The sequence below is a fragment of the Arthrobacter sp. Z4-13 genome (genome assembly GCF_054792705.1).
In genome coordinates, this window is the sequence record NZ_CP096459.1 from 578,334 (window position 1) to 599,853 (window position 21,520).

Annotated in this window: 21 protein-coding genes, 1 tRNA gene and 1 riboswitch; of the genes, 10 read left to right on the plus strand and 12 right to left on the minus strand. The window is 64.9% G+C overall.

Features of this window, described 5'->3' with window-relative positions:
- The first annotated feature begins 98 nt into the window (after window positions 1-98).
- The 3 genes from M1E07_RS04645 to M1E07_RS04655 are packed head-to-tail and all read left to right on the plus strand — an operon-like array spanning window position 99 to window position 2,582.
- The gene (locus M1E07_RS04645; protein ID WP_461189111.1) at window positions 99-1,115 is read left to right on the plus strand and encodes a dehydrogenase; all 1,017 of its coding nucleotides are present in this window, start codon (window positions 99-101) and stop codon (window positions 1,113-1,115) included.
- Between the two features lie 3 nt (window positions 1,116-1,118).
- Window positions 1,119-1,514 (plus strand): 6-pyruvoyl trahydropterin synthase family protein, encoded by a 396-nt coding sequence (locus tag M1E07_RS04650; protein ID WP_461189112.1) that lies wholly within the window; start codon window positions 1,119-1,121, stop codon window positions 1,512-1,514.
- A 3-nt stretch (window positions 1,515-1,517) separates the two neighbouring features.
- Window positions 1,518-2,582 (plus strand): glycosyltransferase family 4 protein, encoded by a 1,065-nt coding sequence (locus M1E07_RS04655; protein WP_461189113.1) that lies wholly within the window; start codon window positions 1,518-1,520, stop codon window positions 2,580-2,582.
- A gap of 30 nt (window positions 2,583-2,612) precedes the next feature.
- Here M1E07_RS04655 and M1E07_RS04660 read toward each other — a convergent pair whose 3' ends face one another.
- Window positions 2,613-3,119 (minus strand): nucleoside deaminase, encoded by a 507-nt coding sequence (locus M1E07_RS04660; RefSeq protein WP_461189114.1) that lies wholly within the window; start codon window positions 3,117-3,119, stop codon window positions 2,613-2,615.
- Window positions 3,120-3,179: 60 nt separating this feature from the next.
- Between M1E07_RS04660 and M1E07_RS04665 the strand changes: the two genes are divergently transcribed.
- From M1E07_RS04665 to M1E07_RS04680, 4 genes are all read left to right on the plus strand, one after another.
- Window positions 3,180-4,031 (plus strand): phosphatase PAP2 family protein, encoded by an 852-nt coding sequence (locus tag M1E07_RS04665; protein WP_461189115.1) that lies wholly within the window; start codon window positions 3,180-3,182, stop codon window positions 4,029-4,031.
- A 40-nt stretch (window positions 4,032-4,071) separates the two neighbouring features.
- Complete coding sequence (upp, locus tag M1E07_RS04670; protein WP_104043130.1) at window positions 4,072-4,707, plus strand: uracil phosphoribosyltransferase; 636 nt, start codon at window positions 4,072-4,074, stop codon at window positions 4,705-4,707.
- Between the two features lie 45 nt (window positions 4,708-4,752).
- Entirely contained in the window at window positions 4,753-5,127 is a 375-nt protein-coding gene (locus M1E07_RS04675; RefSeq protein ID WP_461189116.1) for a glyoxalase superfamily protein, read from the plus strand.
- A gap of 75 nt (window positions 5,128-5,202) precedes the next feature.
- On the plus strand, window positions 5,203-6,363 hold the full coding sequence (locus M1E07_RS04680; protein WP_461189117.1) for an HAD-IA family hydrolase: 1,161 nt from the start codon (window positions 5,203-5,205) through the stop codon (window positions 6,361-6,363).
- A 28-nt stretch (window positions 6,364-6,391) separates the two neighbouring features.
- On the opposite strand, the gene M1E07_RS04685 is transcribed toward M1E07_RS04680, so the two are convergent.
- The 3 genes from M1E07_RS04685 to M1E07_RS04695 all read right to left on the minus strand — a co-directional run bounded on the left by M1E07_RS04685 (window position 6,392) and on the right by M1E07_RS04695 (window position 9,675).
- Window positions 6,392-7,129 (minus strand): aggregation-promoting factor C-terminal-like domain-containing protein, encoded by a 738-nt coding sequence (locus M1E07_RS04685; RefSeq protein WP_461189118.1) that lies wholly within the window; start codon window positions 7,127-7,129, stop codon window positions 6,392-6,394.
- 5 nt (window positions 7,130-7,134) lie between these two features.
- A riboswitch (cyclic di-AMP (ydaO/yuaA leader) is annotated at window positions 7,135-7,279 on the minus strand.
- 142 nt (window positions 7,280-7,421) lie between these two features.
- Window positions 7,422-8,918 (minus strand): sensor histidine kinase, encoded by a 1,497-nt coding sequence (locus tag M1E07_RS04690; RefSeq protein ID WP_461189119.1) that lies wholly within the window; start codon window positions 8,916-8,918, stop codon window positions 7,422-7,424.
- A gap of 7 nt (window positions 8,919-8,925) precedes the next feature.
- Window positions 8,926-9,675: a response regulator transcription factor gene (locus M1E07_RS04695; RefSeq protein ID WP_461190327.1), complete on the minus strand. Its 750-nt coding sequence runs from the start codon at window positions 9,673-9,675 to the stop codon at window positions 8,926-8,928.
- A gap of 448 nt (window positions 9,676-10,123) precedes the next feature.
- On the opposite strand from M1E07_RS04695, the gene M1E07_RS04700 reads away from it, so the two are divergent.
- Both M1E07_RS04700 and M1E07_RS04705 read left to right on the plus strand, forming a co-directional pair.
- Window positions 10,124-10,990: a winged helix-turn-helix domain-containing protein gene (locus M1E07_RS04700; protein WP_461189120.1), complete on the plus strand. Its 867-nt coding sequence runs from the start codon at window positions 10,124-10,126 to the stop codon at window positions 10,988-10,990.
- Window positions 10,991-11,050: 60 nt separating this feature from the next.
- Entirely contained in the window at window positions 11,051-11,578 is a 528-nt protein-coding gene (locus M1E07_RS04705; RefSeq protein WP_461189121.1) for a SixA phosphatase family protein, read from the plus strand.
- Window positions 11,579-11,584: 6 nt separating this feature from the next.
- Here the strand turns inward: M1E07_RS04705 and M1E07_RS04710 are convergent, their stop codons facing one another.
- The 6 genes from M1E07_RS04710 to M1E07_RS04735 form a co-directional block, all read right to left on the minus strand.
- Window positions 11,585-12,214 (minus strand): hypothetical protein, encoded by a 630-nt coding sequence (locus M1E07_RS04710; protein ID WP_461189122.1) that lies wholly within the window; start codon window positions 12,212-12,214, stop codon window positions 11,585-11,587.
- A 17-nt stretch (window positions 12,215-12,231) separates the two neighbouring features.
- Window positions 12,232-12,942: a TetR/AcrR family transcriptional regulator gene (locus M1E07_RS04715; protein WP_461189123.1), complete on the minus strand. Its 711-nt coding sequence runs from the start codon at window positions 12,940-12,942 to the stop codon at window positions 12,232-12,234.
- Entirely contained in the window at window positions 12,939-14,975 is a 2,037-nt protein-coding gene (locus M1E07_RS04720; RefSeq protein ID WP_461189124.1) for a YhgE/Pip family protein, read from the minus strand. Before M1E07_RS04720 ends, M1E07_RS04715 begins: the two co-directional genes overlap by 4 nt.
- On the minus strand, window positions 14,972-15,682 hold the full coding sequence (locus tag M1E07_RS04725) for an ABC transporter ATP-binding protein (RefSeq protein ID WP_461189125.1): 711 nt from the start codon (window positions 15,680-15,682) through the stop codon (window positions 14,972-14,974). Before M1E07_RS04725 ends, M1E07_RS04720 begins: the two co-directional genes overlap by 4 nt.
- Before the next feature lie 68 nt (window positions 15,683-15,750).
- Complete coding sequence (locus M1E07_RS04730; protein ID WP_461189126.1) at window positions 15,751-17,205, minus strand: dihydrolipoyl dehydrogenase family protein; 1,455 nt, start codon at window positions 17,203-17,205, stop codon at window positions 15,751-15,753.
- A 197-nt stretch (window positions 17,206-17,402) separates the two neighbouring features.
- A tRNA-Arg gene (locus M1E07_RS04735) sits at window positions 17,403-17,476 on the minus strand.
- A 277-nt stretch (window positions 17,477-17,753) separates the two neighbouring features.
- Between M1E07_RS04735 and M1E07_RS04740 the strand changes: the two genes are divergently transcribed.
- A complete protein-coding gene (locus M1E07_RS04740; protein ID WP_461189127.1) occupies window positions 17,754-19,580 on the plus strand; it encodes a phosphoenolpyruvate carboxykinase (GTP) in 1,827 nt (608 codons plus the stop codon).
- A 152-nt stretch (window positions 19,581-19,732) separates the two neighbouring features.
- Here the strand turns inward: M1E07_RS04740 and M1E07_RS04745 are convergent, their stop codons facing one another.
- Complete coding sequence (locus tag M1E07_RS04745; RefSeq protein WP_461189128.1) at window positions 19,733-20,893, minus strand: globin domain-containing protein; 1,161 nt, start codon at window positions 20,891-20,893, stop codon at window positions 19,733-19,735.
- Between the two features lie 170 nt (window positions 20,894-21,063).
- Complete coding sequence (locus tag M1E07_RS04750; RefSeq protein ID WP_461189129.1) at window positions 21,064-21,513, minus strand: RrF2 family transcriptional regulator; 450 nt, start codon at window positions 21,511-21,513, stop codon at window positions 21,064-21,066.
- Window positions 21,514-21,520: the final 7 nt, after the last annotated feature.

Consider the following 21,520-nt stretch of genomic DNA (forward strand, 5'->3'; position numbering starts at 1 on the left):
AGTGATCGTGCGAGCCCCGGGGCGAAGCGCCACAACATGGAAGGAACAGCCGTCAAACTTTCCCCCGGAGCGCCCGGGCCGCTAGATTCATCAGCAAGATGACTAATTCACGCGCGCCCTTACATGCAACCGCTTACTGGACCACGGCAAAGGAGCACGGCGAGCTCCGGTCTGAGGAGCTGCCGGCGCCAGGTCCCGGTGAAGCGCTGGTCCGCGCCCTCTACTCCGGCATCAGCAAAGGCACCGAGATGGTGGTCCACCACGGCTCAGTCCCGCCCCGTGTAGCCAAGGAAATGCGGGCCCCGCATCAGGAGGGCCAGTTTCCGGGACCCGTAAAGTTCGGCTACCTGTCCGTAGGCGTTGTAGAAGAGGGTCCGGCTGAGTGGGTAGGCCAGCGCGTGTTCTGCCTGAACCCGCACCAGGACCTGTACGTAGTACAGCTGGATGCCCTCACCAAAATTCCCGACGGCGTCCCCTCCGACCGTGCTGTCCTCACCGGAACAGTGGAAACGGCCATCAATGCCCTCTGGGAGGCCGGTCCGCGGCTGGGGGACCGGGTGGCCGTGGTGGGCGCAGGCCTGGTGGGCGGCATGGTCGCCACCCTGCTGAGGACTTTCCCGTTGCAGCGCCTTCAGCTCGTAGACCTGGATCCGGGCCGGAAACAGTTGGCAGACACCCTAGGAGTCGAATTCACCCACCCGGACGACGCTCTCACGGACTGCGACATCGTGTTTCACTGCTCCGCCTCACAGGAGGGACTCGAACGCAGCCTCCAGTTGGCAGGCGATGAGGGCGACGTCATCGAGATGTCCTGGTACGCCAACCGGGAAGTCACGCTGCCACTGGGGGAGGACTTCCACGCACGCCGGCTGTCCATCCGGGCGAGCCAGGTCGGAGTAGTGGCACGGGCCCGGCGCCACCGCAGGACCAACGCTGACCGCCTTGACCTGGCCGTCTCACTCCTCACAGACCCAGTGTTCGATGCATTCCTTACTGGCTCCTCGACGTTCTCCGATTTGCCCGACGTGGTGCAGAGCCTCGCCCAGAGGACCCTGGATGCCCTGTGCCACGTGATCGAATACCCCCAAGACCCAACCCGCGAAGTCCAGAGGTAGCCCATGTTCAGCCTGACCGTCCGCCGCCACTTTATGATCGCCCACAGCCTTCCCCGGGAGGCTTTCGGCCCTGCCCAGGCCCTGCACGGTGCCACCTTCGTCGCGGAGGTAACCTTCCGGCGTCGGACGCTCAACAACGACGCCATCGTGTTGGATATCGGTGCCGCGGGAACCATGATCGAGGAAGTGCTGGCCGGCCTGAACTACCGCAACCTGGACGAGCACCCGGATTTTGAAGGAAAGCTCAGCACCACCGAGGCGCTCGCGGAGTACATTGCCCAGTCAGTTGCGGACAAGCTGAAGGATGACGACGACGGCAGCCAGCTCGCCGGCATCGACGTCACCTTGCGGGAGAACCCCGACGCCTGGGCCACCTGTTCGCTGGAACTCAACGCCTGACCCGTGCGACCCATCCGGCTCCTCGTCCCTGCGAACATCCGCCATAATTCCGGCGGCAACGTTTACAACGCCCGCCTGGTCGAAGGTCTGCGCGCCTTGGGAGCCGAGGTGGAGGTGCTGGCCGTCGAGGGTTCCTGGCCGGAATCCAGTGCAAAAGAACGACGGCGGCTTGGCAGCCTGCTGGGCGCTTGGGCGCCGGAGACCCAGCCCATGCCCGTGGTGACTGTAGTAGACGGACTCATCGCAATGGGTGCCCCCGACGAATTTGAGTTTGCCGCCAAAGCCCGGCGGGACACCTGGGTGCTGGTGCACATGCCGGCGCCCGCCCACCACGACCTGGAGGCACGGGCCTTACGGGCGGCATCGGGAATTGTCTGCACCAGCAGTTGGGCGGCCGAGGTCCTCGAAGCACGCCATGGCTTCCGGGGATTGCGCGTTGCACTTCCCGGAACCGACTCCGCGCCCCGCTCAGAGGGATCGGTCCCGCCGCACATCGTCACCGTGGCCGCGCTCCTGCCTAATAAGGAGCAGTTGCTGACCGTCGAAGCCCTGGCGAGGATCAAGGACATCCAGTGGACGGCGGCCCTGGTGGGATCCGATGAGGCCGATCCCGAGTACGCAGGCCTCGTGCGTGCAGCGGTCGCCGCGCACGGGCTGGAGCGCCGAGTGCGGGTAACCGGTGAGCTGCGAGGCCAGCTGCTCGAAGACGAATGGAACCGAGCAGACCTGAGCGTCCTGGTCTCCCAGGCTGAGGCCTTCGGCATGGTGGTCACGGAATCGCTCGCGCACGGCGTCCCGGCTGTTGTCCGCGCAGGAACGGGTGCTGTGGAAGCCCTCACCTTTGCCGCCCCGGCAGAGGGTGAAAACTTCCCCTTCCCCGGCACGGCTGTGCAATTTCCAGATAACGACGATCCGGAAAACCCCGGTGTGCTGGCCGAGGTCCTGCGGCGCTGGCTGCTGGACAGCGAAACCGGGGACACCTGGCGCGCCACGGCGCTGGACACAAGGGACCGGTTACCGGGCTGGGAGCGGACAGCGGCACAAGTGCTGGACATGCTTCCCGGCTGACCTGCAGGCCGGGGCGCAAGCACGCAGCCCCTACAACCGCGTGCGGTGTCCCACAAAGAAGTCACGCAGCAGCCCGCCGCATTCGTCCTCACGGACCCCCGCGTAAACCTCTACCCAGTGATTAAGCCGCCGCTCCCGCAACACGTCGAACACTGAGCCCGCAGCTCCGGCCTTCTCGTCCCAGGCCCCAAAAACCACCCGTGGTATCCGCGCCAGGACAATCGCGCCGGCGCACATGGCGCACGGCTCCAGCGTCACCACCAGCGTGCAGTCGGACAGCCGCCACCCGTCGCCGCTCCCGCCGTCGGCCACCTGCAGTTCGCGCAGCCGGGCCGCAGCCTCCCGAATGGCAACCACTTCGGCGTGGGCGGTAGGGTCTCCCAGCTCCTCCCGCTGGTTCCGTCCGGAACCCAGCACGACGCCGTCGGGCCCTATGACTACGGCGCCGATTGGCACATCCTCTGTCAGAAGGGCACGGCGCGCTTCCGCCAGGGCAAGGCCCATCCACACGTCATGTTTATTTTCAGCGGAGACCATGGCTCAATGATAGTTTCGGAGGATACCCAGAGCCCGTGACGAATACCGCCGGGAGGCACCATGAGCAGAGTCCGTGACCGTATGGACAAGTGGATCAAGCCTTATGCCGCCCTGTGGCTAACCATGATCATCGGCGGCGCGCTGGTGCTCACCATGGCCCTGCTGGGAGCCGAGGTTTACTCGGACGTGGTGGACGAGGAAGGGCTGGCGAACCTCGATATTCCTGTTCTGGAATATTCCCAATCCTTGCGGACCCCCGACGCCAATTCTTTCGCCACCGCCTTCACCAACGTAGGCGGCGGAATCGGCATGCCCATCGTCGCGACTATTCTCACGGCCTGGCTGACCTTCCTGAGCCGGACCTGGCGTCCCATCGTCCTGGTGGGCGGTGCAGCCCTTGTTTCCACCACGGCCACCACGATGGGCAAGCGCCTGGTTGGCAGGACCCGTCCGGACCATGCTGAGGCAGTGCCGCCCTTCGAGTCCTCACCGTCCTTTCCCAGCGGCCATACCCTCAACACAACCGTGGTGATCGGCGTCCTGGTGTACATCATGTGCCTCCAGTTCCAGATGCTCTGGGCCAGGATCACCGCAATCACTGCCGGCGTTATCTTCATCATTGCCATGGGCCTCAGCCGGGTATTCCTTGGGCACCACTGGATGACGGACGTCATGGCCGGCTGGCTCCTGGGGCTGGCCTGGGTATGCATGGTGATCCTTGCCCACCGGCTCTTCCACCTGATGCGGAAGCGGGAGCACGCCGGCCCGGCACCCACATTCGAGCATCCGGTCCTCCGCGAGGACCACAGCGGGGACCCGCTTCCGGGCAGTCCCGGCACCTCCGAAACGAACGACGGCGACACCTTACGGGGGAGCGACGGCGGCTCCTCGCGGACGGGCGCGGGAGGCTGACGGCAGAGGGGCACCAGCAGCCGGGTGATAGTTTTGACCCATGCGCACTCTCGTTGTGGACCACCCGCTGGTCGCCCATAAGCTCACGGTCCTGCGGGACAAGAACACCCCGTCCCCGGTCTTCCGGCAACTGACGGAAGAGCTGGTGACACTCCTTGCGTACGAGGCCACCCGCGAGGTCCGCACCGAGCCCGTCACCATCGAAACACCGGTCAGCACCACAGTGGGCACCGCGTTCACCAAGCCCACTCCGCTGGTGGTCCCCATCCTGCGCGCCGGGCTGGGCATGCTTGAGGGCATGACCAAACTCGTTCCCACCGCAGAGGTCGGCTTCCTGGGCATGGCCCGGGACGAGGAAACCCTGGACATCATCACCTACGCCGAGCGTCTCCCCGAGAACCTCACGGACCGGCAGATCTTCGTCCTGGACCCCATGCTCGCAACCGGCGGCACCCTGCGCGAAGCCATCAAATTCCTCTTTAAGCGCGGAGCTTCGGACGTGACGTGCATCTGCCTCCTGGCCGCCCCGGAAGGCCTGGCCAAACTCGAGGAAGAACTTGCGGACGCCAACGTGACCATCGTCCTGGCCTCGATCGACGAAAAGCTCAACGAGAAGTCGTACATCGTGCCCGGACTCGGGGACGCGGGCGACCGCCTTTACGGCATCGCAGGGTAGTCCTCAAGCCTTTTTCATTCACCGTCCCGCCGCTAGCCTGTGCGGATGGACTGGAAACTCGAACTTGTGTACGTCCCTGTAAGCGACGTGGACCGCGCCAAGGACTTCTACGTCAACAAGGTGGGGTTCAATGCCGACTTTGATGAGCGGCCAACGGACTCCATCCGCTTTGTCCAGCTGACGCCTCCGGGCTCGGCCTGCTCGATTTGCATTGGGGACGGGCTTACTGACGCACCTCCCGGTACCGGCTCCAACCTCCAGCTGGTGGTCAACGACATCCAGGCCGCCCACCAGCACCTGAAAGGCAACGGGGTAGACGTCAGCGACGTGGACGTGCAGGACTGGGGCCACTTCGTGTACTTTGCCGATCCCGACGGCAACAGGTGGGCAGTCCAGTACATCCCGGGCCGCAACGCCTGACATACCGTAAACCAACTGGCCATTGGCACCCGTCGTGACATTCCTGCCCGCGGCGCCTAAAGCACAATGGGGACCGTGAACGTCTCAACACCCGCTGCTGCCCGCACCCTGACCTGCCGTGCCGTCCTGTTCGACATGGACGGCACCCTGGTGGACTCCACCGCAGTGGTGGAACAGGTGTGGGGTGAATTCGCGTCGCGCTACGGGCTGGACATCGAGGAAATACTCCGAACGTCACACGGCGTCCAAGCAGGCGATACCGTCAGGCGTTTCGCTCCGCCGGGGGCGGACGTGCCGGGGCTGACAGCGGAACTCGGTGCCATGGAACGCGTCCGGACCGAGGGCATCCTGCCCCTTCCCGGAGCGGCGCGGCTGCTGGCAGCCCTGCCCGCAGACGCCGTCGCACTGGTGACGTCCGCGGATCGGGTCCTTGCTGACATCCGGATGGCTGCAGCGGGGCTGGCCATGCCGGGCACCGTCGTGACAGCCGAGCTGGTGAGCCGGGGCAAGCCGGACCCCGAGGGATACCTGAAGGCCGCTGCAGGTCTTGGCGTGGATCCTTCGGTTGCAGTGGTGTTTGAAGACGCTCCCGCCGGCATCGCAGCCGGCGTGGCGGCCGGCCTCCCAACCGTAGCCGTGGGGGCCGAACACCGGACCGCTGCCGGCGGGGGGTATGGCACATTCCTGACTACAGTGCCGTCGTCGCCCAAGTGGACAAGGACGAGGCGGGCCGGACGGTCATTTCTTTCCGGCTTTGAGGTCCGCCACCACTTTGGCAATCCGTCGCGACCGCGTCTCCGGAGTTTTGGCTTCGCCCAGCGGCTCTACGTACCGCCGCTGGGCGCTGTAGCTCAAGGTTGCGTAGAACTCCTGCGCCGCCGGTTCCGCAGCCATGGCAGCCGCAAGGTCTTCAGGAACCTCAACGATCCGGGGCTGCGTGTCCAGTTCCAGGTCAACGTCAACGGTGTCTCCCGCTGCGACACCAACGAAATCCCGGTTGGCTGCGCTCAGCGAAATGAGGTTTTGCCCGCCCATCACAGCAATGCTGCTCCGATAGCTTTTGCCGTTGATGGTCACCACCACAGGCGGCCGCTTGCCGGCTCCCAGCTCCTTAACAACCTGCTCCGGCACTTCGATGCCGGTTTTATTGCCGCTGCCCTGGACGGTGGTAGTGAACTTCATGGATCACAGTATGCCCTTACGGCCCGCCCCCTCTTTGGAAGGGACGGGCCGTAAGGCTTGAGTGTTTTGGTATCCGGTGGGTTTAGTACCAGTTGTTCGACAGGTGGAAGTTCAGCGCGCCACACGGGGACTGGTAGCGCTCCTGGATGTAGTTCAGGCCCCAGTTGATCTGGGTGCGGTAGTTGGTGCGGTAGTCCGCACCCGCGCTGGCCATCTTCTCAGCCGGCAGGGACTGGACGATGCCGTAGGCGCCGCTGCTCGGGTTGGTGGCCGTGGTGGTCCAGTCCGACTCCTTGGTCCACAGGGTCTTCAGGCACTGCATCTGGTCAGGAGCCCATCCGTACTTCGCCAGCTGGCCGGCGGCGTAAGCCTGGGCGCCGGCGGGATCATTGACCGCGACGACGGGCGCAGGCTTAGGAGCGGGCTTAGGGGCCGGAGCAGGCGCAGGCTTAGGCGCAGGTGCCGGTGCGGGCTTAGGGGCCGGAGCGGGTGCCGGCGCGCGCTTAGGGGCCGGTGCGGGCTCGGCAGCCTGCGGGGCTACAGCTATCTCCGGCGCGGCGGGCTCAGGCGCAGGCTTCGCCGTGATCTCGCTCTTCTCGATGCTGAGGTTGGACTGCGCCTCGGCGGCCTGCGTCTCGGTGGCTGCTACGCGGATGCTGGATTCGGTCGCCTGTCCCGCGGCTCCCACTCCAATGAGGAGTGCGCATGACGCGGCCACCACAGCGGCGCGCTTGCCGAGGGAAGGGATTTTGCCGGTTTCCGGTGCGGCCTGCGGTGCAGACTCGTTTTTCGGGCGTGGCTGTGCCAGGAATTTGAACATGATGAATCGCCTCTCACACCTGCGGAGTTAGCTGTCGGGTTCGGATGAGGGCATCCGGCCAGACGGAAAGATCACGTGCTGGCTTAACCCCAAGGGCAATCAGTGCCCGGGACGGTGGGTCCCCCGCCTCTGCCTTGGTTCAAGAGAAATCCGGGAAGTGGCAGAGCTTGGCGTCATCCGGATATACGACCCGAACGGGAACCGTACCTAAACGACGGTACAGGAATTCGAAGCTCAAGTCACATTTTGGTAACAGAGATCACGGTGGCGGCGCGTCGCCTTGTCGCTACGGTCACCGGGTCGGTAGCCGCAAGGCGAATTCGGTGCGCCCCGGCCGTGATGTCACCGTTACCCTTCCTCCGTGGGCCTCGACGATGGACTCCACGATGGACAACCCAAGTCCGCTCGTCCCTTCAGCCGCTGAAGCCCCGGACTGGCCTCCCGCGCCCTTACGCGCCGCATCTGCGCGGGCGAAACGTGAAAAGACATGGTCCACGAACCCTGCAGGGATCCCGCCGCCGTCGTCCGTTACCGTTACCAGCGCAGCACCCTCCACTGTCCTGGCCACTCCCGTAACAACCGTGGTTCCTTCCGGGGTGTGTTTGCGTGCGTTCGACAACAGATTCATCAGCACCTGGCGCAGCTGGGAGGGGTCACCGTTGACCACAACAGGCTCGTCCGGAAGCTGCAGCCGCCAGTTGTGGCCGGGTGCCATCACCTTTTCGTCACTGACGCTTTCGACCACCAGCTGCGTGAGGTCCACCTCGCTGAGCTTCAGCGGCTGGCCTTCATCGAGCCGGGCCAGCAGCAGCAGGTCTTCAACCAAGGCGGTCATCCGCTCCGACTGGCTCTGCACACGGGCCAGCGACTTTGCGCCGTCGGGGGTGAAATCCTCGGTCATCCTCATCAGTTCGGTGTAGCCGCGGATGGCGGTCAGGGGAGTACGGAGCTCGTGGGAGGCGTCGGCCACAAACTGCCGCACCTTCGTTTCGATCTTCTGCCGCGCCTGCAGCGCATTTGCCACGTTTTCCAGCATGAGGTTGAGCGCGTGCCCCACGCTGCCTACTTCCGTTCCCGGATTGGAGTTCGACGGCGGGACACGCTCCGCGAGTGCCACCTCGCCGGCATCGAGCGGCAACTTCGAGACCCGCGTCGCAACCTCGGACAATTGTTCGAGGGGCTTCATGGTGCGGCGGATGAGTACGGTGCCCACCAGCCCGATCAGCAGCAGACCGCCCAAGGAGACGAAAACAAACGTCCACACCAGGGAAGTGAGCGTGCTTTGCTTGCCGGCGAGGGGGAGTCCGGTCACCAGGACATCACTGAAGTTGGTTTGCACCGCTATCAGCCGGTAATCACCAAATGACAGGGTGCGGTCCACTGGCTGCGCATCCGTCACCAGTGCCAGCAGGGCCTGCTTGTCTTCACTGGAAAGCGCAGAGCGTGTGGTGTCCGAGGTGAGGTATCCGCCGCCGGTGACTTGGCCATTCAGGATGCGGGCGTTCATGGTTCCCACGCTTTGGCCGCGGGCGTCAAGCGGGTCGCGTCCGTTGAATCCCCCGCCCGGAGGTCGGCCCGGATTGTTGGAGCGCTCCGCCGCCTGGCTCAGTTGTTCGTCCAGCTGGCGGGTGAGGAATGCATTCATGGAGGCATAGCTGGCAACGCCCACTGCACCGCAAATCGCGATCAGCAGGGCCATGGCCAGAAGGACGAGACGGGTGCGCAAGTGCCAGGTGCCGGGCCTGAGCCAGCTCCGGCGGTGCGGTCCGGTTGCCCGGGGTGACGCCATGGTTCGCCTACTCCGCAGGCTTGATGACGTACCCGGCACCGCGCACGGTGTGGATCATTGGCGGATGCACGGCGTCCACCTTTTTGCGCAGGTAGGAGATGTAGAGCTCCACAATGTTGGCTTGGCCGCCGAAGTCGTAGTCCCACACACGGTCCAGGATCTGGGCCTTGCTGATGACGCGCTTGGGATTCTCCATGAGGTACCGGAGCAGCTCGAACTGGGTGGCCGTGAGCTGCAGCTCCTCGCCCGCCCGCGTCACCTCCCGGGTATCCACGTTGAGCACCAGGTCGCCCACCACCAGCTCGGCTGTATCCATGGCGGCAACTCCGGAGCGCTGGACCAGGCGGTGCAGCCGAAGCAGGACCTCCTCCATGCTGAAAGGCTTGGTGACGTAGTCGTCGCCGCCGGCCGCCAGTCCCACGATCCTGTCCTGGATTGCGTCCTTGGCTGTGAGGAACAACGCTGGTACCTCGGGCGCGAAGGTGCGGATCCTTCCCAGCAGCTCGACGCCGTCGAACCCTGGGAGCATCACGTCAAGAACCAGGACGTCCGGGCGGAAGTCCTTGGCCAGTTTCACTGCCTCAGGGCCGTCGGCGGCCACTGCCACCGACCAGCCGGCCATGCGCAGACCCATGCTCATGAGCTCGGAGAGGCTTGGCTCGTCGTCGACCACCAGGGCGCGGATAGGGGACCCGTCCGGATGGGAGAGCTGAAATCCGGGTGCCGCTGGACATAGGCGCGCACGCTTTAGGGCGATTTCAGCATTCCCGGCACGTCTGAAGAAAAAGACCTTGCACAAGGGTGCGGCCGAATTATGTTCAGCCAAAGCACGCCTGCGGTCCAAAAGTTAGGCCAATAATCAGTAATCTGACCATTGCTCAGAATTGTGATCTGCGGCACATTAAGCGCTTTTGTCTCAATATGCGGACCAAAGCGTCCATTGTTACTTGCAAGTTCGCATTGTTACGCTGCACACTTCCATTGTGAACAAGAACTCAACAGCACCTGCAGCCGCAGACCATTGGCCCAGCACATCCGCTGCTGCCGACACGCGCTGTTGTCGAATGTACGCCTGATCTTCCCACCCCTCGAAGTTAGTAGGCATACGCCCCCAGCCCAGCGTCGGGCGTCCCTCCCCAAATTCATTGCGGGGAACCCAGCATTCGAGCCGCGATGACGGCCATTCACATTGAGGTAAGCAATCCATGTCAGTTGCATCCGGATACGTCCACATTTCTGTCCGTAACGCCGCCAAGGGTGGCCAGCCTTCGGGCCTCCGCCCCGGCTTCGGACCACGCACCGCGCTCGCTCCCGCAACTTCGGGAAGCAGCTTTCCCGGCGCGGGATACGGCTCCCAGGGCTATAACCCCAACTCCTACGGCCAGCTCCGCGCAGTCCCGCCGGCCGAGTCTGCGCCCGTCACTGCTCCCACCCCCGTAGTGGCCGGCCCGAACCCGGTCCGCCCCGTGGCCAACGACAACGTTGCGCGCGGATTCGTTCTGTACATGGGGATCGATGAGGAAACCGCGGCCGCTGCCGGCACCTCCATTGCCAAGCTTGCCCAGGAAATCCGCGCCTACGCCCAGTCCCTGGTAACCGGAGCCGAGAGCTACGCCGCTGTCGCTGTCGCTCCGGCCGGCACACCCGGCTCAGCGCTCGACGTCGTCCGCTCCACGTTCGGTGATCCCACCGTCAATACCCGTCAGCGTAGCGAGACCCCCCGGCCGCAGCAGCCCCAGGAACCGCGTCCCTCCGGCGTCCTGATCGACCTCGCCCGCCGCGAAGTGCACCTCGACGGTGAATCCCTGAACCTCACGTTCAAGGAGTTCGAACTCCTGAACTACCTCGTGGAAAACGGCACCCGCACCGTGGGCCGTGACGAACTGCTCGAAGGCCTATGGCGCAACGCCGAGGAAGTCCCCAACGAGCGCACCATCGACGTCCACATCCGCCGCCTCCGCTCCAAGCTGGGCCGCCTCGCCAACACCGTGCGCACCGTCCGCGGCCAGGGCTACCGGTTCTACGAGCACCCCGAGGTTGTTGTCTGGGCCGCTCCGGAATACTCGATCTAGCTCACGCTGAACCAAGCGTTAGCCCGCCGGCTGTGCATTGGCTGGCTATAGGCTTGGGCGATGAGCCAGCACCATCTTCGACGCCTTGTGATCATGCGCCATGCCAAGGCCGATTGGCCTGGTGGCGTGGCGGATCATGAGCGGCCTCTGGAAGAGCGGGGCCACAGGGAGGCGCCCCTTGCCGGTCGCTGGCTGCTTAAGCACAACGTTGTTCCGGACTTCATCCTGTGCTCAAGCGCCTTGCGGACCCGGCAGACCTGCACCTGGGTGTGTTCCGAGCTGGGGGACAAGGCCCCCACGCCCAAGCTCGAAAACGGCCTCTACGCCGCTTCAGCGCTCCGGATGCTCACTGTGGTCAACCATGTTCCGGACACGGTCACCACGCTGATGCTGATCGCGCACCTGCCGGGCGTGCAGGACCTGGCCATGCACCTCGCCTCCCGTGATTCCGACCATGACGCCTACATGGACGCCGCGACGAGGTACCCCACCAGCGCACTCACCGTCCTCGAAACCGAAAAGTCCTGGGCGGAGCTGGACGGGCAGGACGCACGCATCACCAAGTTCAAGGTTCCGCGGTCCCACTAAGGCAGGCTATTTCCTTGGCGCCGGACGGCGCTGCGGCTGCTTCGCCGCACCTTGCATCGCTGTGCTTTGCTTCGCAGCACTTTGTCGCTGGGGCACCTGCCGGGCGGACGACGTCGGCTGCCGCCCGGGGGCACGCCCACTCGACGGGGTGCGCGGCTGCGAAGCGCTGGTTTGCCGGGCTGGTGTTCTCCTCGGGGCGTTGCTGCCGCGGGGAGCGGTTCGGGAGCCAGCAGCCCGGGATTGTTGAGAGCTGCGCGGGTGCCCCGGCCACACAGCGCCCGCGAACAGCGCCGCCAGCGCCGTCAGCAGGGACAGCGCGGCCAGGAAGAAGTAGTTATCCGGGTCCGAGGTGGGCAGCGGGGTGCCGAACAGCGAGGTGTCGTCGGCGAAGGCCAGCTCCCAAGTGCTCAGGAAAGCGAGCGATCCCCCTATCGCCAGGCTGGTGGACAGGCCGGCGATGACGAGTATAACGAAGCGGCGGCGGCGCAGTACTTCCACGATGCAGGCCAGGTAAGCGAGGCCGAGGACGCCGAGGAACGCGATGAACACGGGCTCCGCCAGCGTCATGCCCGTCAGGACCAGCAGCCCGGCAGCCACCATGCCGGTGATGACCGCAAACTTTCCGCTGTTCCCCATGTGACGCATGTTCACCATCATCCCCGAGAAGGGGATTGCTTCAGCACGTAGCCGCGCATAATGGCCATGATTGCTGCAACACTTTGGTCACGGGTGCGCTCCGGGTTGTAGGTCTGACGGTCCAGACCCACCACGAAACAGGCACCAAAAATGGCTGTTTCCAGGCTGCCCCGCGAGACAGACGAATCCACCGGGTAGGCCTTGACAACGTCTTCCACTGCGTCGCCGATGACCGCCAGGAGTTCGGCGCGCAGGAGCGTAAACGTACCCTGCCACTCGCTGGGCGTACGCCAGTTCTCGCTGACCCACAACCGGGCGAAGGACGGGTAATCAGCCATGAAGTCCATGGCCTGGCCAATCATCGCCTCCATTGCCAGCAATGGGTCCAGGCGGGTCCCGCTGTCTGCAGCCGCGCTTCCTGATGCCCCGTCGTCGGACACCGCCCCCTCTGATGCCTTCAGCAGGCGGGCCTTGAGGATATCCACACCATGGCGCAGCAGTTGGGCAATGAGGTCGGATTTGCTGCCGAAGTTGTAGTAGACCGTTCCCTTGGAAACGCCCGCAGCAGCTGCGATCTCATCAACGGTCACGCCGGCTGCGCCGCGCTCTCCGATCAGCTCCATGGAAGCATCAAAGAGCTTCTGCCGGGTGGCAGTTGTCCGGGCAGGGCGGAGTCTTTTCGTCGGCTCCGGATTTTCCTTCCCTGCTTCAGAATCGCGGCCGCTCATACTGCTATCTCCGGCTTCAGCGTCTTGAGCGTCCAGTATTTGCCCTTGCGTACGGCGAGGGTGGACATCACCAGCCCCAGTGCTGTGTACCCCGCAAGTCCCAGCACGGTGGGAACAATCATGGACAGGTCTGCTCCGTAAATGAGGTGCCGCATTCCGGTGACCACGTAGCCCATGGGCAGGATCTCGTGCACCACGTGGAGGGGTTGTGGTGTGGTTTGCCAGGGGAAGGTACCGCCTGAGGACACCAGCTGCAGGACCAGCAGGATCAGCACAACAAGCTTTCCCGGTGAGCCCAGCAGCGCCACGACTCCCTGGATGATGGCGCTGAAGGCCATGGCCGAGGCCAGCATAAAGAGCCACATCAGGATGGGATGGGCTGCGTCGAGGCCCAGTGCGAGGTTGACCACGAGGGTGAGGAGGGTGGCCTGCACCACCGAGACGGCCAGGAAGGGCAGCCAGCCGCCGAGGGCGATTTTCCAGGAACGGGCGTTGGACGCCAGCGCTCTCTGCGTAAGGGGCCGCATGGCCTGGATCAGCATAAAAATGCCGATCCACAAGGCGAGGGTGAGGAAAAACGGAGCCAGCCCGGCTCCGTAGGACCCAGCCTTCGCCTGCGAAACGTTGCTGACCGCCACCGGATCGGCGATGACCCGCGACAGGTTGCCCTTCTGGGCGTCATTCGGATTCGGAACCTGAACTGCGCCCCTGCCAATCTCGTCGGCCAGGGTCCGGGACCCTTCCGCGGCCGAACCCGCCCCTTCCTCGAGTTGCGCTGCACCGGCTTTGAGCTTGTGGGCGCCCTCTGCCAGTGCGCCGGCGCCGTCCAGTGCCGTCTGCTCGCCGGTGGCCAGCGTTGCCGCGCCGGTGTGGAGCTTGTCTGCGCCTCCTGATGCCTGTGTAAGGGCGTCTTTCAGTGCCGGGGTGCCGGCGGCCAATTGTGCCGCACCTACGCTGACGGACTCGGCGCCGTCTGCCAGCTGCTGGATCTGGGCAGCGTCTGTCTGGATTGTCGTTTTGGCTGCTGCCACAGGGTTGGATGCTGCCACCGAGTCGAAGTCGGCCAGGATGCTGTCCGCCTGGGCCTGGGTGAGTACTCCGGAGGTAATAAGTCTGGTGTTGGACTCCACCACACGGGCGCGTAGTCCCTGGTCCGCCGCCTCCAGCTGCGCGGCCACGTCCTGGACCTTGGTGTTCAGCTGCGCAGTTCCGGCGGCCACCTCCGCGGCGCCGGCCGCCAGGGTCTGTGAGTCGCCGGGCAACGCCGCAGTTTTGTCTTTCAGGACGGAGAGCCCGCTGCTCAACTGGCCGGCGCCATCGGTCAGCTGGTTGGCGCCGTCGCGCAGTTTGAGCTGGCCTGCGTAAAGGCCGTCGGTGCCTTTGCTCAGGCCGGCGGCTCCATCGTGAAGGGTGACAGTGCCGTCCCGGAGTGCGGCCACGCCGTCGGCGAGCCGGCCGGCGCCGTCTGCCGCCTTGACCATCTGCGTGTGGATGGTGCCGAAGCCCGTGAGCAGCTGGTTTGCGGTTTGTTCGCCGACGTCGGCAGCAACAGTGCTGTGGACGGAGGTGGTCAGCTTGTCCACGATGGTGCTCAGCAGGTAGTTGTTGGCGTCGTTGGTGGTGACGTTGAGCATGGCCTGGCTGGCGGAATCGAAGCTGCCGGGGGATACGAGGTGGGCCGAAAAGTCCTGAGGTATTTTCAGCGCGAAGGCGAACTTGCCGCTTGCAACGCCCTCGTCCGCTTCGTTCGCGCCTTCCACGGGGATCCAGTGAAAGACATTGCCGTCCACCAGGCTCTCCGCCACTTCCTTGCCGGCTTGGAGCTCCGAGCCGTCACCGGCGGTGGCGCCGGCGTCCTCCACCACCAGCGCGGCGTCGATCTGGTCCAGGTTGCCGTACGGGTCCCAGTTGGCGTAGAGATACACGGCGCCATATAGGAGGGGGACCATGGTCAGCGCGAGGATGGTCAGCTTCGGCAGCAGCCCACTTGTCATCCGCTTGAGTTCGGAGCGGGCCAGCCGCAGTACTGTCACTTGGTATCCTCAGTTTCGAGTGCAGATTCGTGGGCAGCAGTGGGCCTTGCCGGCCCGGCCTCCGCCGCGGGTGCAAGCTCGCGGGGCACGGCGTTGCCAATTGCGGCGGCGGGTCCGGACCAGGACGGCGGCAGGGCAGAAACGGTAGCGACGACGGCGAGCGGCCGGCCGGCGTCGGACGCCAGCTGCTGCAGGCGCGGCAGCCAGCTGTGGGGAGTGGCGGTGTGCCGGTCGGGGGAGTCGACCACCAGCAAGTCCGTATGCGGGTTGGCCAGTGCCAGTGCTGTCAGGAGTTCCAGCCGGCGGGAAGGCTCGAGCTGCTCAATCCACAGGTCCGCGATGTCCTCGAAGCTGTTCACCTTGAGCCATGGACTGCTGAGCAAGGCGCCCCGGTAGCGGCGGGGGACCAGGGCCAGGTCCTCGGTCACCAGGTCGCGCACGCTGAGGTGCCGCTCGGGTTCATTGACGCCGGGGGCATCCACCAGCGCACTGGCCATGCGGAGCGGCCTGATCCCACGGCCGCCGTCCCAGCCGACGGAGCCTCCGTTGGCCTTCATCCGGCCGCTGAGCACAAGGGCCAGCGCGGTCCGCCGATCCTGCCGGTCCCCGCAGGCGAGTAGCAGCTTCCCGCGGGGTGCCTTGAGGGAGGTCGCCGGGAGTAGGGGATCCCGGCGGCCGCGGACATGGAGCTGCTGGGCCAGAAGCAAGGGTGCCTTTCGCGGTGGTGTTCTGCACCCAGTTTATTCAAACTGACCAGTCAGTTCAAATAGAGCCGCTACAGCCCGTACTTCTCCAGCAGGCGCAGCCAGACCTCGCTGATGGTGGGGTAGGAGGGAACCGCATGCCACAGCCGGTCCAGTGGCACTTCGCCCACCACCGCGATGGTGGCCGCGTGCAGGAGTTCCGCCACGTCCGGCCCGGCGAACGTGGCTCCGAGGAGAACGCTGCGGTCCTCGTCAACCACCAGTTGCGCCCACCCCTCGTAGTTCTCCGAGTGCAGGGAAGATCCGGCCACTTGGATGGGAAGTTCAACGGAAGAGGCGTTGTAGCCGTCCTTCAGCGCGACTTCCAGGGTGCGCCCGACGGTGGCCAGCTCCGGGTCGGTGAAGACAACACTGGGTACAGCATGTTCGTTGGCAGTTTGCGCGAAGCGGCTCCAGTCCCCGGCGGCGCCTGCCAGTTCGCCCTTGGCCCGGGCGGCGATGGCGTCTCCGGTGGCGCGGGCCTCGTACTTTCCCTGGTGCGTGAACAGGTTCTTGCCGGCGGCGTCACCCACTGCATAAAGCCAGGGGTCCCCGCCGGGAGCTCCTTCCACCAGCCCCGAATTGTCCGTGCGCAGGGTGAGGTGCCCGTCCTCGTTCGGCTCGAATCCCACGCGCTCCAGCCCGAGGCCTTCCAAGGCGGGATGCCGGCCTGTGGCCACGAGGACCTTTTCGGCGGTCACGCTGGAACCGTCACCGAGTTGCAGGCTCAGCGTGCCGTCGTCGTTCTCGCTGATGCTTTCCGCAGATGTGTTGAGCCGGATCTCAACGCCGTCGGCCCGCAGCCCGGCCGCGACAAGGTCTGCTGCTTCCGCCGGGAAGTTTGCGAGCAGCCCGCTGCGCGCCACGAGCGTTACTGCTGAGCCCAGCCGGGCGTACGCCTGGGCCAGCTCTGTGCCGGCGACTCCGCCGCCCAGCACTGCCAGCCGGGGCGGCACTTCCTTCGCTGAGGTTGCCTCCCGGGTGCCCCACACCGGCACGTCCTGGAGCCCCTCAACAGGGGGAGTGTTGGGTGCTGAACCGGTGGCCAGCACCACCGCATGACGCGCCTGAAGCTGGTAGGAGTTACCGTCGAGCCCTGTGACTTCGACCGACCTGGGCGCAGTCAGCCACGCATGGCCCCGGATCAGTTCGATGCCTGTGTCCTCAACCCACTTGACCTGGCCGTCATCCTGCCAGTTGGACGCGAGGGCGTCCCGGCGCTTCAGGACGGCAGCGGTGTCAAGGGTGCGCGTCACTGCTTCCTTGGCTCCAGGTGCGGTCTGCGCGCCATGGAGGGCGGTGCCGGGGCGGAGCAGGGCTTTGGACGGCATGCACGCCCAGTAGGAGCATTCGCCGCCGACCAGTTCCGCTTCCACCAGCACGGCGGTGAGGCCACCTTGTACCACCCGGTCCGCCACGTTTTCCCCGACGGCGCCGGCACCGATCACCACAACATCAAATTCAGGCGAAATTGCCTCGGGCATCATGGGGAAAGCCTACGCCGGGGATCCGGGGCCGGGTCCGGATTGGGAAAAGCCCGCAGTGGCCCACATCACGAAACTCTTGGTGAAGGCTGGGCCAGCGGAAAGCAAGGGCACTTAGCCAAGGGCGGCCGCTAACCCAACGCAGGAAATCAGCGCAACGCAAAAGGTCCGCACCGGCGAACCGGTGCGGACCTTGTCTGTGCGCCCAAAGGGATTCGAACCCCTGACCTTCTGTTCCGTAGACAGACGCTCTATCCAGCTGAGCTATGGGCGCATTTTGTGTCCGGGGAGAAGAACCGCTCTCCCTGAACCTCGAATTACTTTACGCGAGGGTTGGCCACGATGCCAAATCGAACGGCATGTAATCTCCGCGACTAGACCGGTATAGGTGACCTTCGTCACTTTATTGTACGATTTGAGCCTGAAATTCCTTGAATTCCCGCGGAAAGGCATTTTGGCTGCGCTGAATGCTCAGCATACGTCCAAAAATCTCCAGTGGTCCGGACCATAGCATTTAGCACACACCGATGAACCCGAGGAAGGGAACCGAAATGGGCGATCTGGCGCAGAAGTCGCTGCTTGAGAAAGCACCCACCACACATGCCGGTCTGCTGGCATGGGTCGAAGAGGTTGCTGAGCTTACGCAGCCGGACCGGATCTACTGGGTTGACGGCTCCGAAGAGGAGAACACCCGTCTTACTGACGAGCTGGTGGCAGCAGGAACACTGACCCGCCTGAACCAGGAACTGTTCCCCAACTCATTCGCGGCCTTCTCCGATCCCGCTGACGTGGCCCGCGTGGAGGAGCAGACCTTCATCTGCTCCGAGAAGGAGCATGACGCCGGGTTCACGAACAACTGGATGGCGCCGGCGGAGATGAAGGACAAGCTCCGCGGCCTGTTCGCCGGGTCCATGCGCGGCCGGACCATGTACGTCATTCCGTTCGTTATGGGCCACCTCGACGCCGAGGATCCCAAGTTCGGCGTTGAGATCACGGACAGCGCCTACGTGGTTGCCTCGATGCGCATCATGGCACGCATCGGCACCGACGTCCTGAACCGCATCACCGAAACGAACGCGTTCTACGTTCCCGCCCTCCACTCCCTGGGCGCGCCGCTGGCACCCGGCCAGGCGGACGTTCCCTGGCCCTGCAACCCGGACAAGTGGATTGTCCACTTCCCGGAAGAGCGGTCCATCTGGTCCTTCGGCTCGGGCTACGGCGGCAACGCGCTGCTGGGCAAGAAGTGCTACGCCCTGCGCATCGCCTCCGTGATGGCGCGCGATGAGGGCTGGCTGGCCGAGCACATGCTGATCCTCAAGCTCACCTCGCCTGAACAGAAGACGTACTACGTCTCCGCTGCGTTCCCGTCCGCTTGCGGAAAGACCAACCTTGCCCTCCTGGATCCCACCATCAAGGGCTGGAAAGTCGAAACCCTCGGCGACGACATCACCTGGATGCGGTTCGGCAAGGAAGGTGAACTGCGCGCAGTCAACCCCGAGGCAGGCCTTTTCGGCGTTGCCCCGGGCACGGGCTGGGGCACCAACCCCAACGCCATGCGCGCCATCGCCAAGGGCAACAGCATCTTCACCAACGTGGCGCTGACCGACGACGGCGGTGTCTGGTGGGAGGGCATGACGGACGAGGTGCCTGCGCACCTTACTGACTGGCAGGGCAACTCCTGGACTTCGGACTCCGACAAGCCTGCCGCCCACCCCAACTCACGTTTCTGCACGCCGATCGACCAGATCGACATGCTCGCCGAGGAGTACCACAGCCCCAACGGCGTGGAGCTTTCCGCCATCCTGTTCGGCGGCCGGCGCAAGACCACCATCCCGCTGGTCACCGAGGCCCGCAGCTGGTCCAACGGCATCTTTATGGGCGCAACGTTGTCCTCGGAAACCACTGCGGCAGCTGCAGGTGCCGTCGGTGTGGTGCGCCGCGACCCCATGGCCATGCTGCCCTTCATTGGCTACGACGCAGGCGACTACCTGAACCACTGGGTCAACCTCTCTGCGAAGGCCAACCCCGAGCGGCTGCCCAAGATCTTCCTGGTCAACTGGTTCCGCCGCAACTCTGAGGGCGGTTTCGCGTGGCCCGGATTTGGCGACAACGCCCGTGTCCTCAAATGGGCCATCGAGCGCCTTGAGGGCAAAGCGGAAGCCGTCGAGACCCCCATCGGTTTTGTACCTGCCGGTGATGCCATCGACCTCGAAGGACTGGACATGACCCCGGCCCAGGTGGAGGAAGCGGTCAAGGTGGACCCCGCCGAGTGGTCCAAGGAACTCGCCTCCATCGAGGAATGGTTTGCCAACTTCGGCGGGTCCCTGCCCGATGCGCTGCAGTCCGAGCTCACCAGCCTGAAGTCCCGTCTGGGCTAGTCCGCGCTGCCTCCCCAATCCCGCAAGCTCGATTGGGGCCCCTCGGCAGCGGTGGCCCACCCGCCCTGGACCACATCCTTAGCAGTGTGACGGCGGCCCCGCACCTTTCCAGTGAAAGGTGCGGGGCCGCCGTCGTATCCAAGGGTGCGTGGCTAGTTTGCCAGCCAGATATCCGGTCCGAAAACCTCGTAGTGGATCCGGGTGGCCGGGATGCCGGCGTTGATTGCCTCGTTGCGGATGTTCTTCATGAACGGCAGCGGGCCGCAGAGGTACAGGGAGGCATCGGCCGGAAGGTCCACTTCGCGCAGGGACATAAACCCTTCATGGGCCCCTGCCTCCGGCTGTTCCAGCCAAAGCTTCAGCTCGGCGCCTTGCAGGCGCTCGACGTCGGCCGTCATCTGGCTGCGAAGCGCCCAGCTGTCCAGGGTGCTTTCCGCGTGAAGCACCAGCACCTGCCGGTCGGAGCCGGTTTCGGCTAGCGACCGCAGGATGGACGCAGTGGGGGTGCAGCCGATGCCGGCGGAAGCCAGTACCACCGGGCCGTCGCCGTCCTTGAGGGTGATCTCGCCGTACGGGTTGGAGATCTCCAGGATGTCGCCTACCTGCGCGCTGGTGTGAAGGACGGGGGAAACTTCGCCGCCGTCGTCCAGTTTTGTGGTGAAGCTGCGGCTGGTCCCGGCCTCGCCGGACAGGGAGTACTGGCGCACCTGGCGGAGTCCTTCGGGCAGGACCACCTTCACGCTGATGTACTGGCCGGGGAGCGCCGGAGTCACCGGGGCGCCGTCTGCGGGCTCAAGGGTGAAGGTCATGGAGTGGGCGCCGGCAGGGGTTTTCGCAGTCACCCGCCACGGCATCCACATCCTGTCGTTGGCCTGGCCTGCGTACAGTGCCTTCTCGAGTTTGATCAATGCGTCCGCCATGAGCCAGTACACCTCGGTCCAGGCTTCCTCAATCTCCGGTGTGATGACCTCTGCGAGGTCTTCGGCGATGGCCGCGAGCAGGTGCTCGTAGACCACCTGGTACTGCGGTTCCGTGATACCGAGGGAGGCGTGCCGGTGGGCGATGCGCGAAAGCACAGTCTCGGGAAGGGTGCCGGGGTTGTTGACGAGGTGCGTGGCGAAGGCCGCAATGCTGCCGGCCAGCGCCTGCTGCTGGTTGCCGGAGCGCTGGTTGGAGCGGCTGAAGAGGCCGTCCAGAAGTTCGGGATGCGCCGCGAACAGCCGCTGGTAAAACTTCGGTGTGATTTCACTGATGCGTGACCCCACGAGCGGCAGCGTGGCCTCGATGACAGGGCGGGATTTGTCCGAGAGCATAGGAACTCCTGAGGTAGCGGCCGGGGCCTTCGTCCGGCCTTGTTGAATACATGCATGGGATATGCGTGTATTCATGCCAATTTCTACACCGTGTAGAAATAGGAAATCAAATCTTACGGCGGCGCTCTGCCGGATGAGCCGTACGCGCCGGGATCAAGAGGTTGCGGGAGCTACAGCCCGGGCCGAAGGCCAATCATTTCGAAGACGGGGGCCATCTGCCGGGACGCCGGAAGATCGGCGATCACCACGCCGTCCAGTTCGCGGTAAAACGCCTCACGGGCCCGGGACAGGGCGGTCCGGAGCCTGCATTCGTTGATGAGCGGGCAGTTGCCGCTGGGTGCAACACATTCTGCCGCGTCGGCGCGGGTATCGAGCTGGCGCAGGATCTGTCCAACGGTGGCAAACCGGCCGGCATGGCTCAGCCGGGAACCGCCGGTGCGGCCGCGCTCCACCTCAATCAGCCCCATGTTGCGCAGTTTCGCCATTGCCTTGCTGACGTGGTTGTAGGGGGTTCCCACGGTGTCGGCAATATTTTGCGTGGTGAGCAGGGCCCCGCCAGGGGCGGCCGCGAGCACCATCAGGGCCCGCAGGCTCACATCGGCAAAGGCGTTGATCTTCATGGCGGGC

Bases quoted from the DNA above. Each gene is read 5' to 3' on its own strand.
- M1E07_RS04675 (WP_461189116.1), top strand. From the start codon at position 4,753: ATGGACTGGAAACTCGAACTTGTGTACGTCCCTGTAAGCGACGTGGAC.
- M1E07_RS04715 (WP_461189123.1), bottom strand. From the start codon at position 12,942: ATGAGCGGCCGCGATTCTGAAGCAGGGAAGGAAAATCCGGAGCCGACG.
- M1E07_RS04665 (WP_461189115.1), top strand. From the start codon at position 3,180: ATGAGCAGAGTCCGTGACCGTATGGACAAGTGGATCAAGCCTTATGCC.
- M1E07_RS04745 (WP_461189128.1), bottom strand. From the start codon at position 20,893: ATGCTCTCGGACAAATCCCGCCCTGTCATCGAGGCCACGCTGCCGCTC.
- M1E07_RS04700 (WP_461189120.1), top strand. From the start codon at position 10,124: ATGTCAGTTGCATCCGGATACGTCCACATTTCTGTCCGTAACGCCGCC.
- M1E07_RS04705 (WP_461189121.1), top strand. From the start codon at position 11,051: ATGAGCCAGCACCATCTTCGACGCCTTGTGATCATGCGCCATGCCAAG.
- M1E07_RS04750 (WP_461189129.1), bottom strand. From the start codon at position 21,513: ATGAAGATCAACGCCTTTGCCGATGTGAGCCTGCGGGCCCTGATGGTG.
- M1E07_RS04645 (WP_461189111.1), top strand. From the start codon at position 99: ATGACTAATTCACGCGCGCCCTTACATGCAACCGCTTACTGGACCACG.
- M1E07_RS04710 (WP_461189122.1), bottom strand. From the start codon at position 12,214: ATGGGGAACAGCGGAAAGTTTGCGGTCATCACCGGCATGGTGGCTGCC.
- M1E07_RS04740 (WP_461189127.1), top strand. From the start codon at position 17,754: ATGGGCGATCTGGCGCAGAAGTCGCTGCTTGAGAAAGCACCCACCACA.
- M1E07_RS04685 (WP_461189118.1), bottom strand. From the start codon at position 7,129: ATGTTCAAATTCCTGGCACAGCCACGCCCGAAAAACGAGTCTGCACCG.
- M1E07_RS04660 (WP_461189114.1), bottom strand. From the start codon at position 3,119: ATGGTCTCCGCTGAAAATAAACATGACGTGTGGATGGGCCTTGCCCTG.
- M1E07_RS04650 (WP_461189112.1), top strand. From the start codon at position 1,119: ATGTTCAGCCTGACCGTCCGCCGCCACTTTATGATCGCCCACAGCCTT.
- M1E07_RS04690 (WP_461189119.1), bottom strand. From the start codon at position 8,918: ATGGCGTCACCCCGGGCAACCGGACCGCACCGCCGGAGCTGGCTCAGG.
- upp (WP_104043130.1), top strand. From the start codon at position 4,072: ATGCGCACTCTCGTTGTGGACCACCCGCTGGTCGCCCATAAGCTCACG.
- M1E07_RS04730 (WP_461189126.1), bottom strand. From the start codon at position 17,205: ATGATGCCCGAGGCAATTTCGCCTGAATTTGATGTTGTGGTGATCGGT.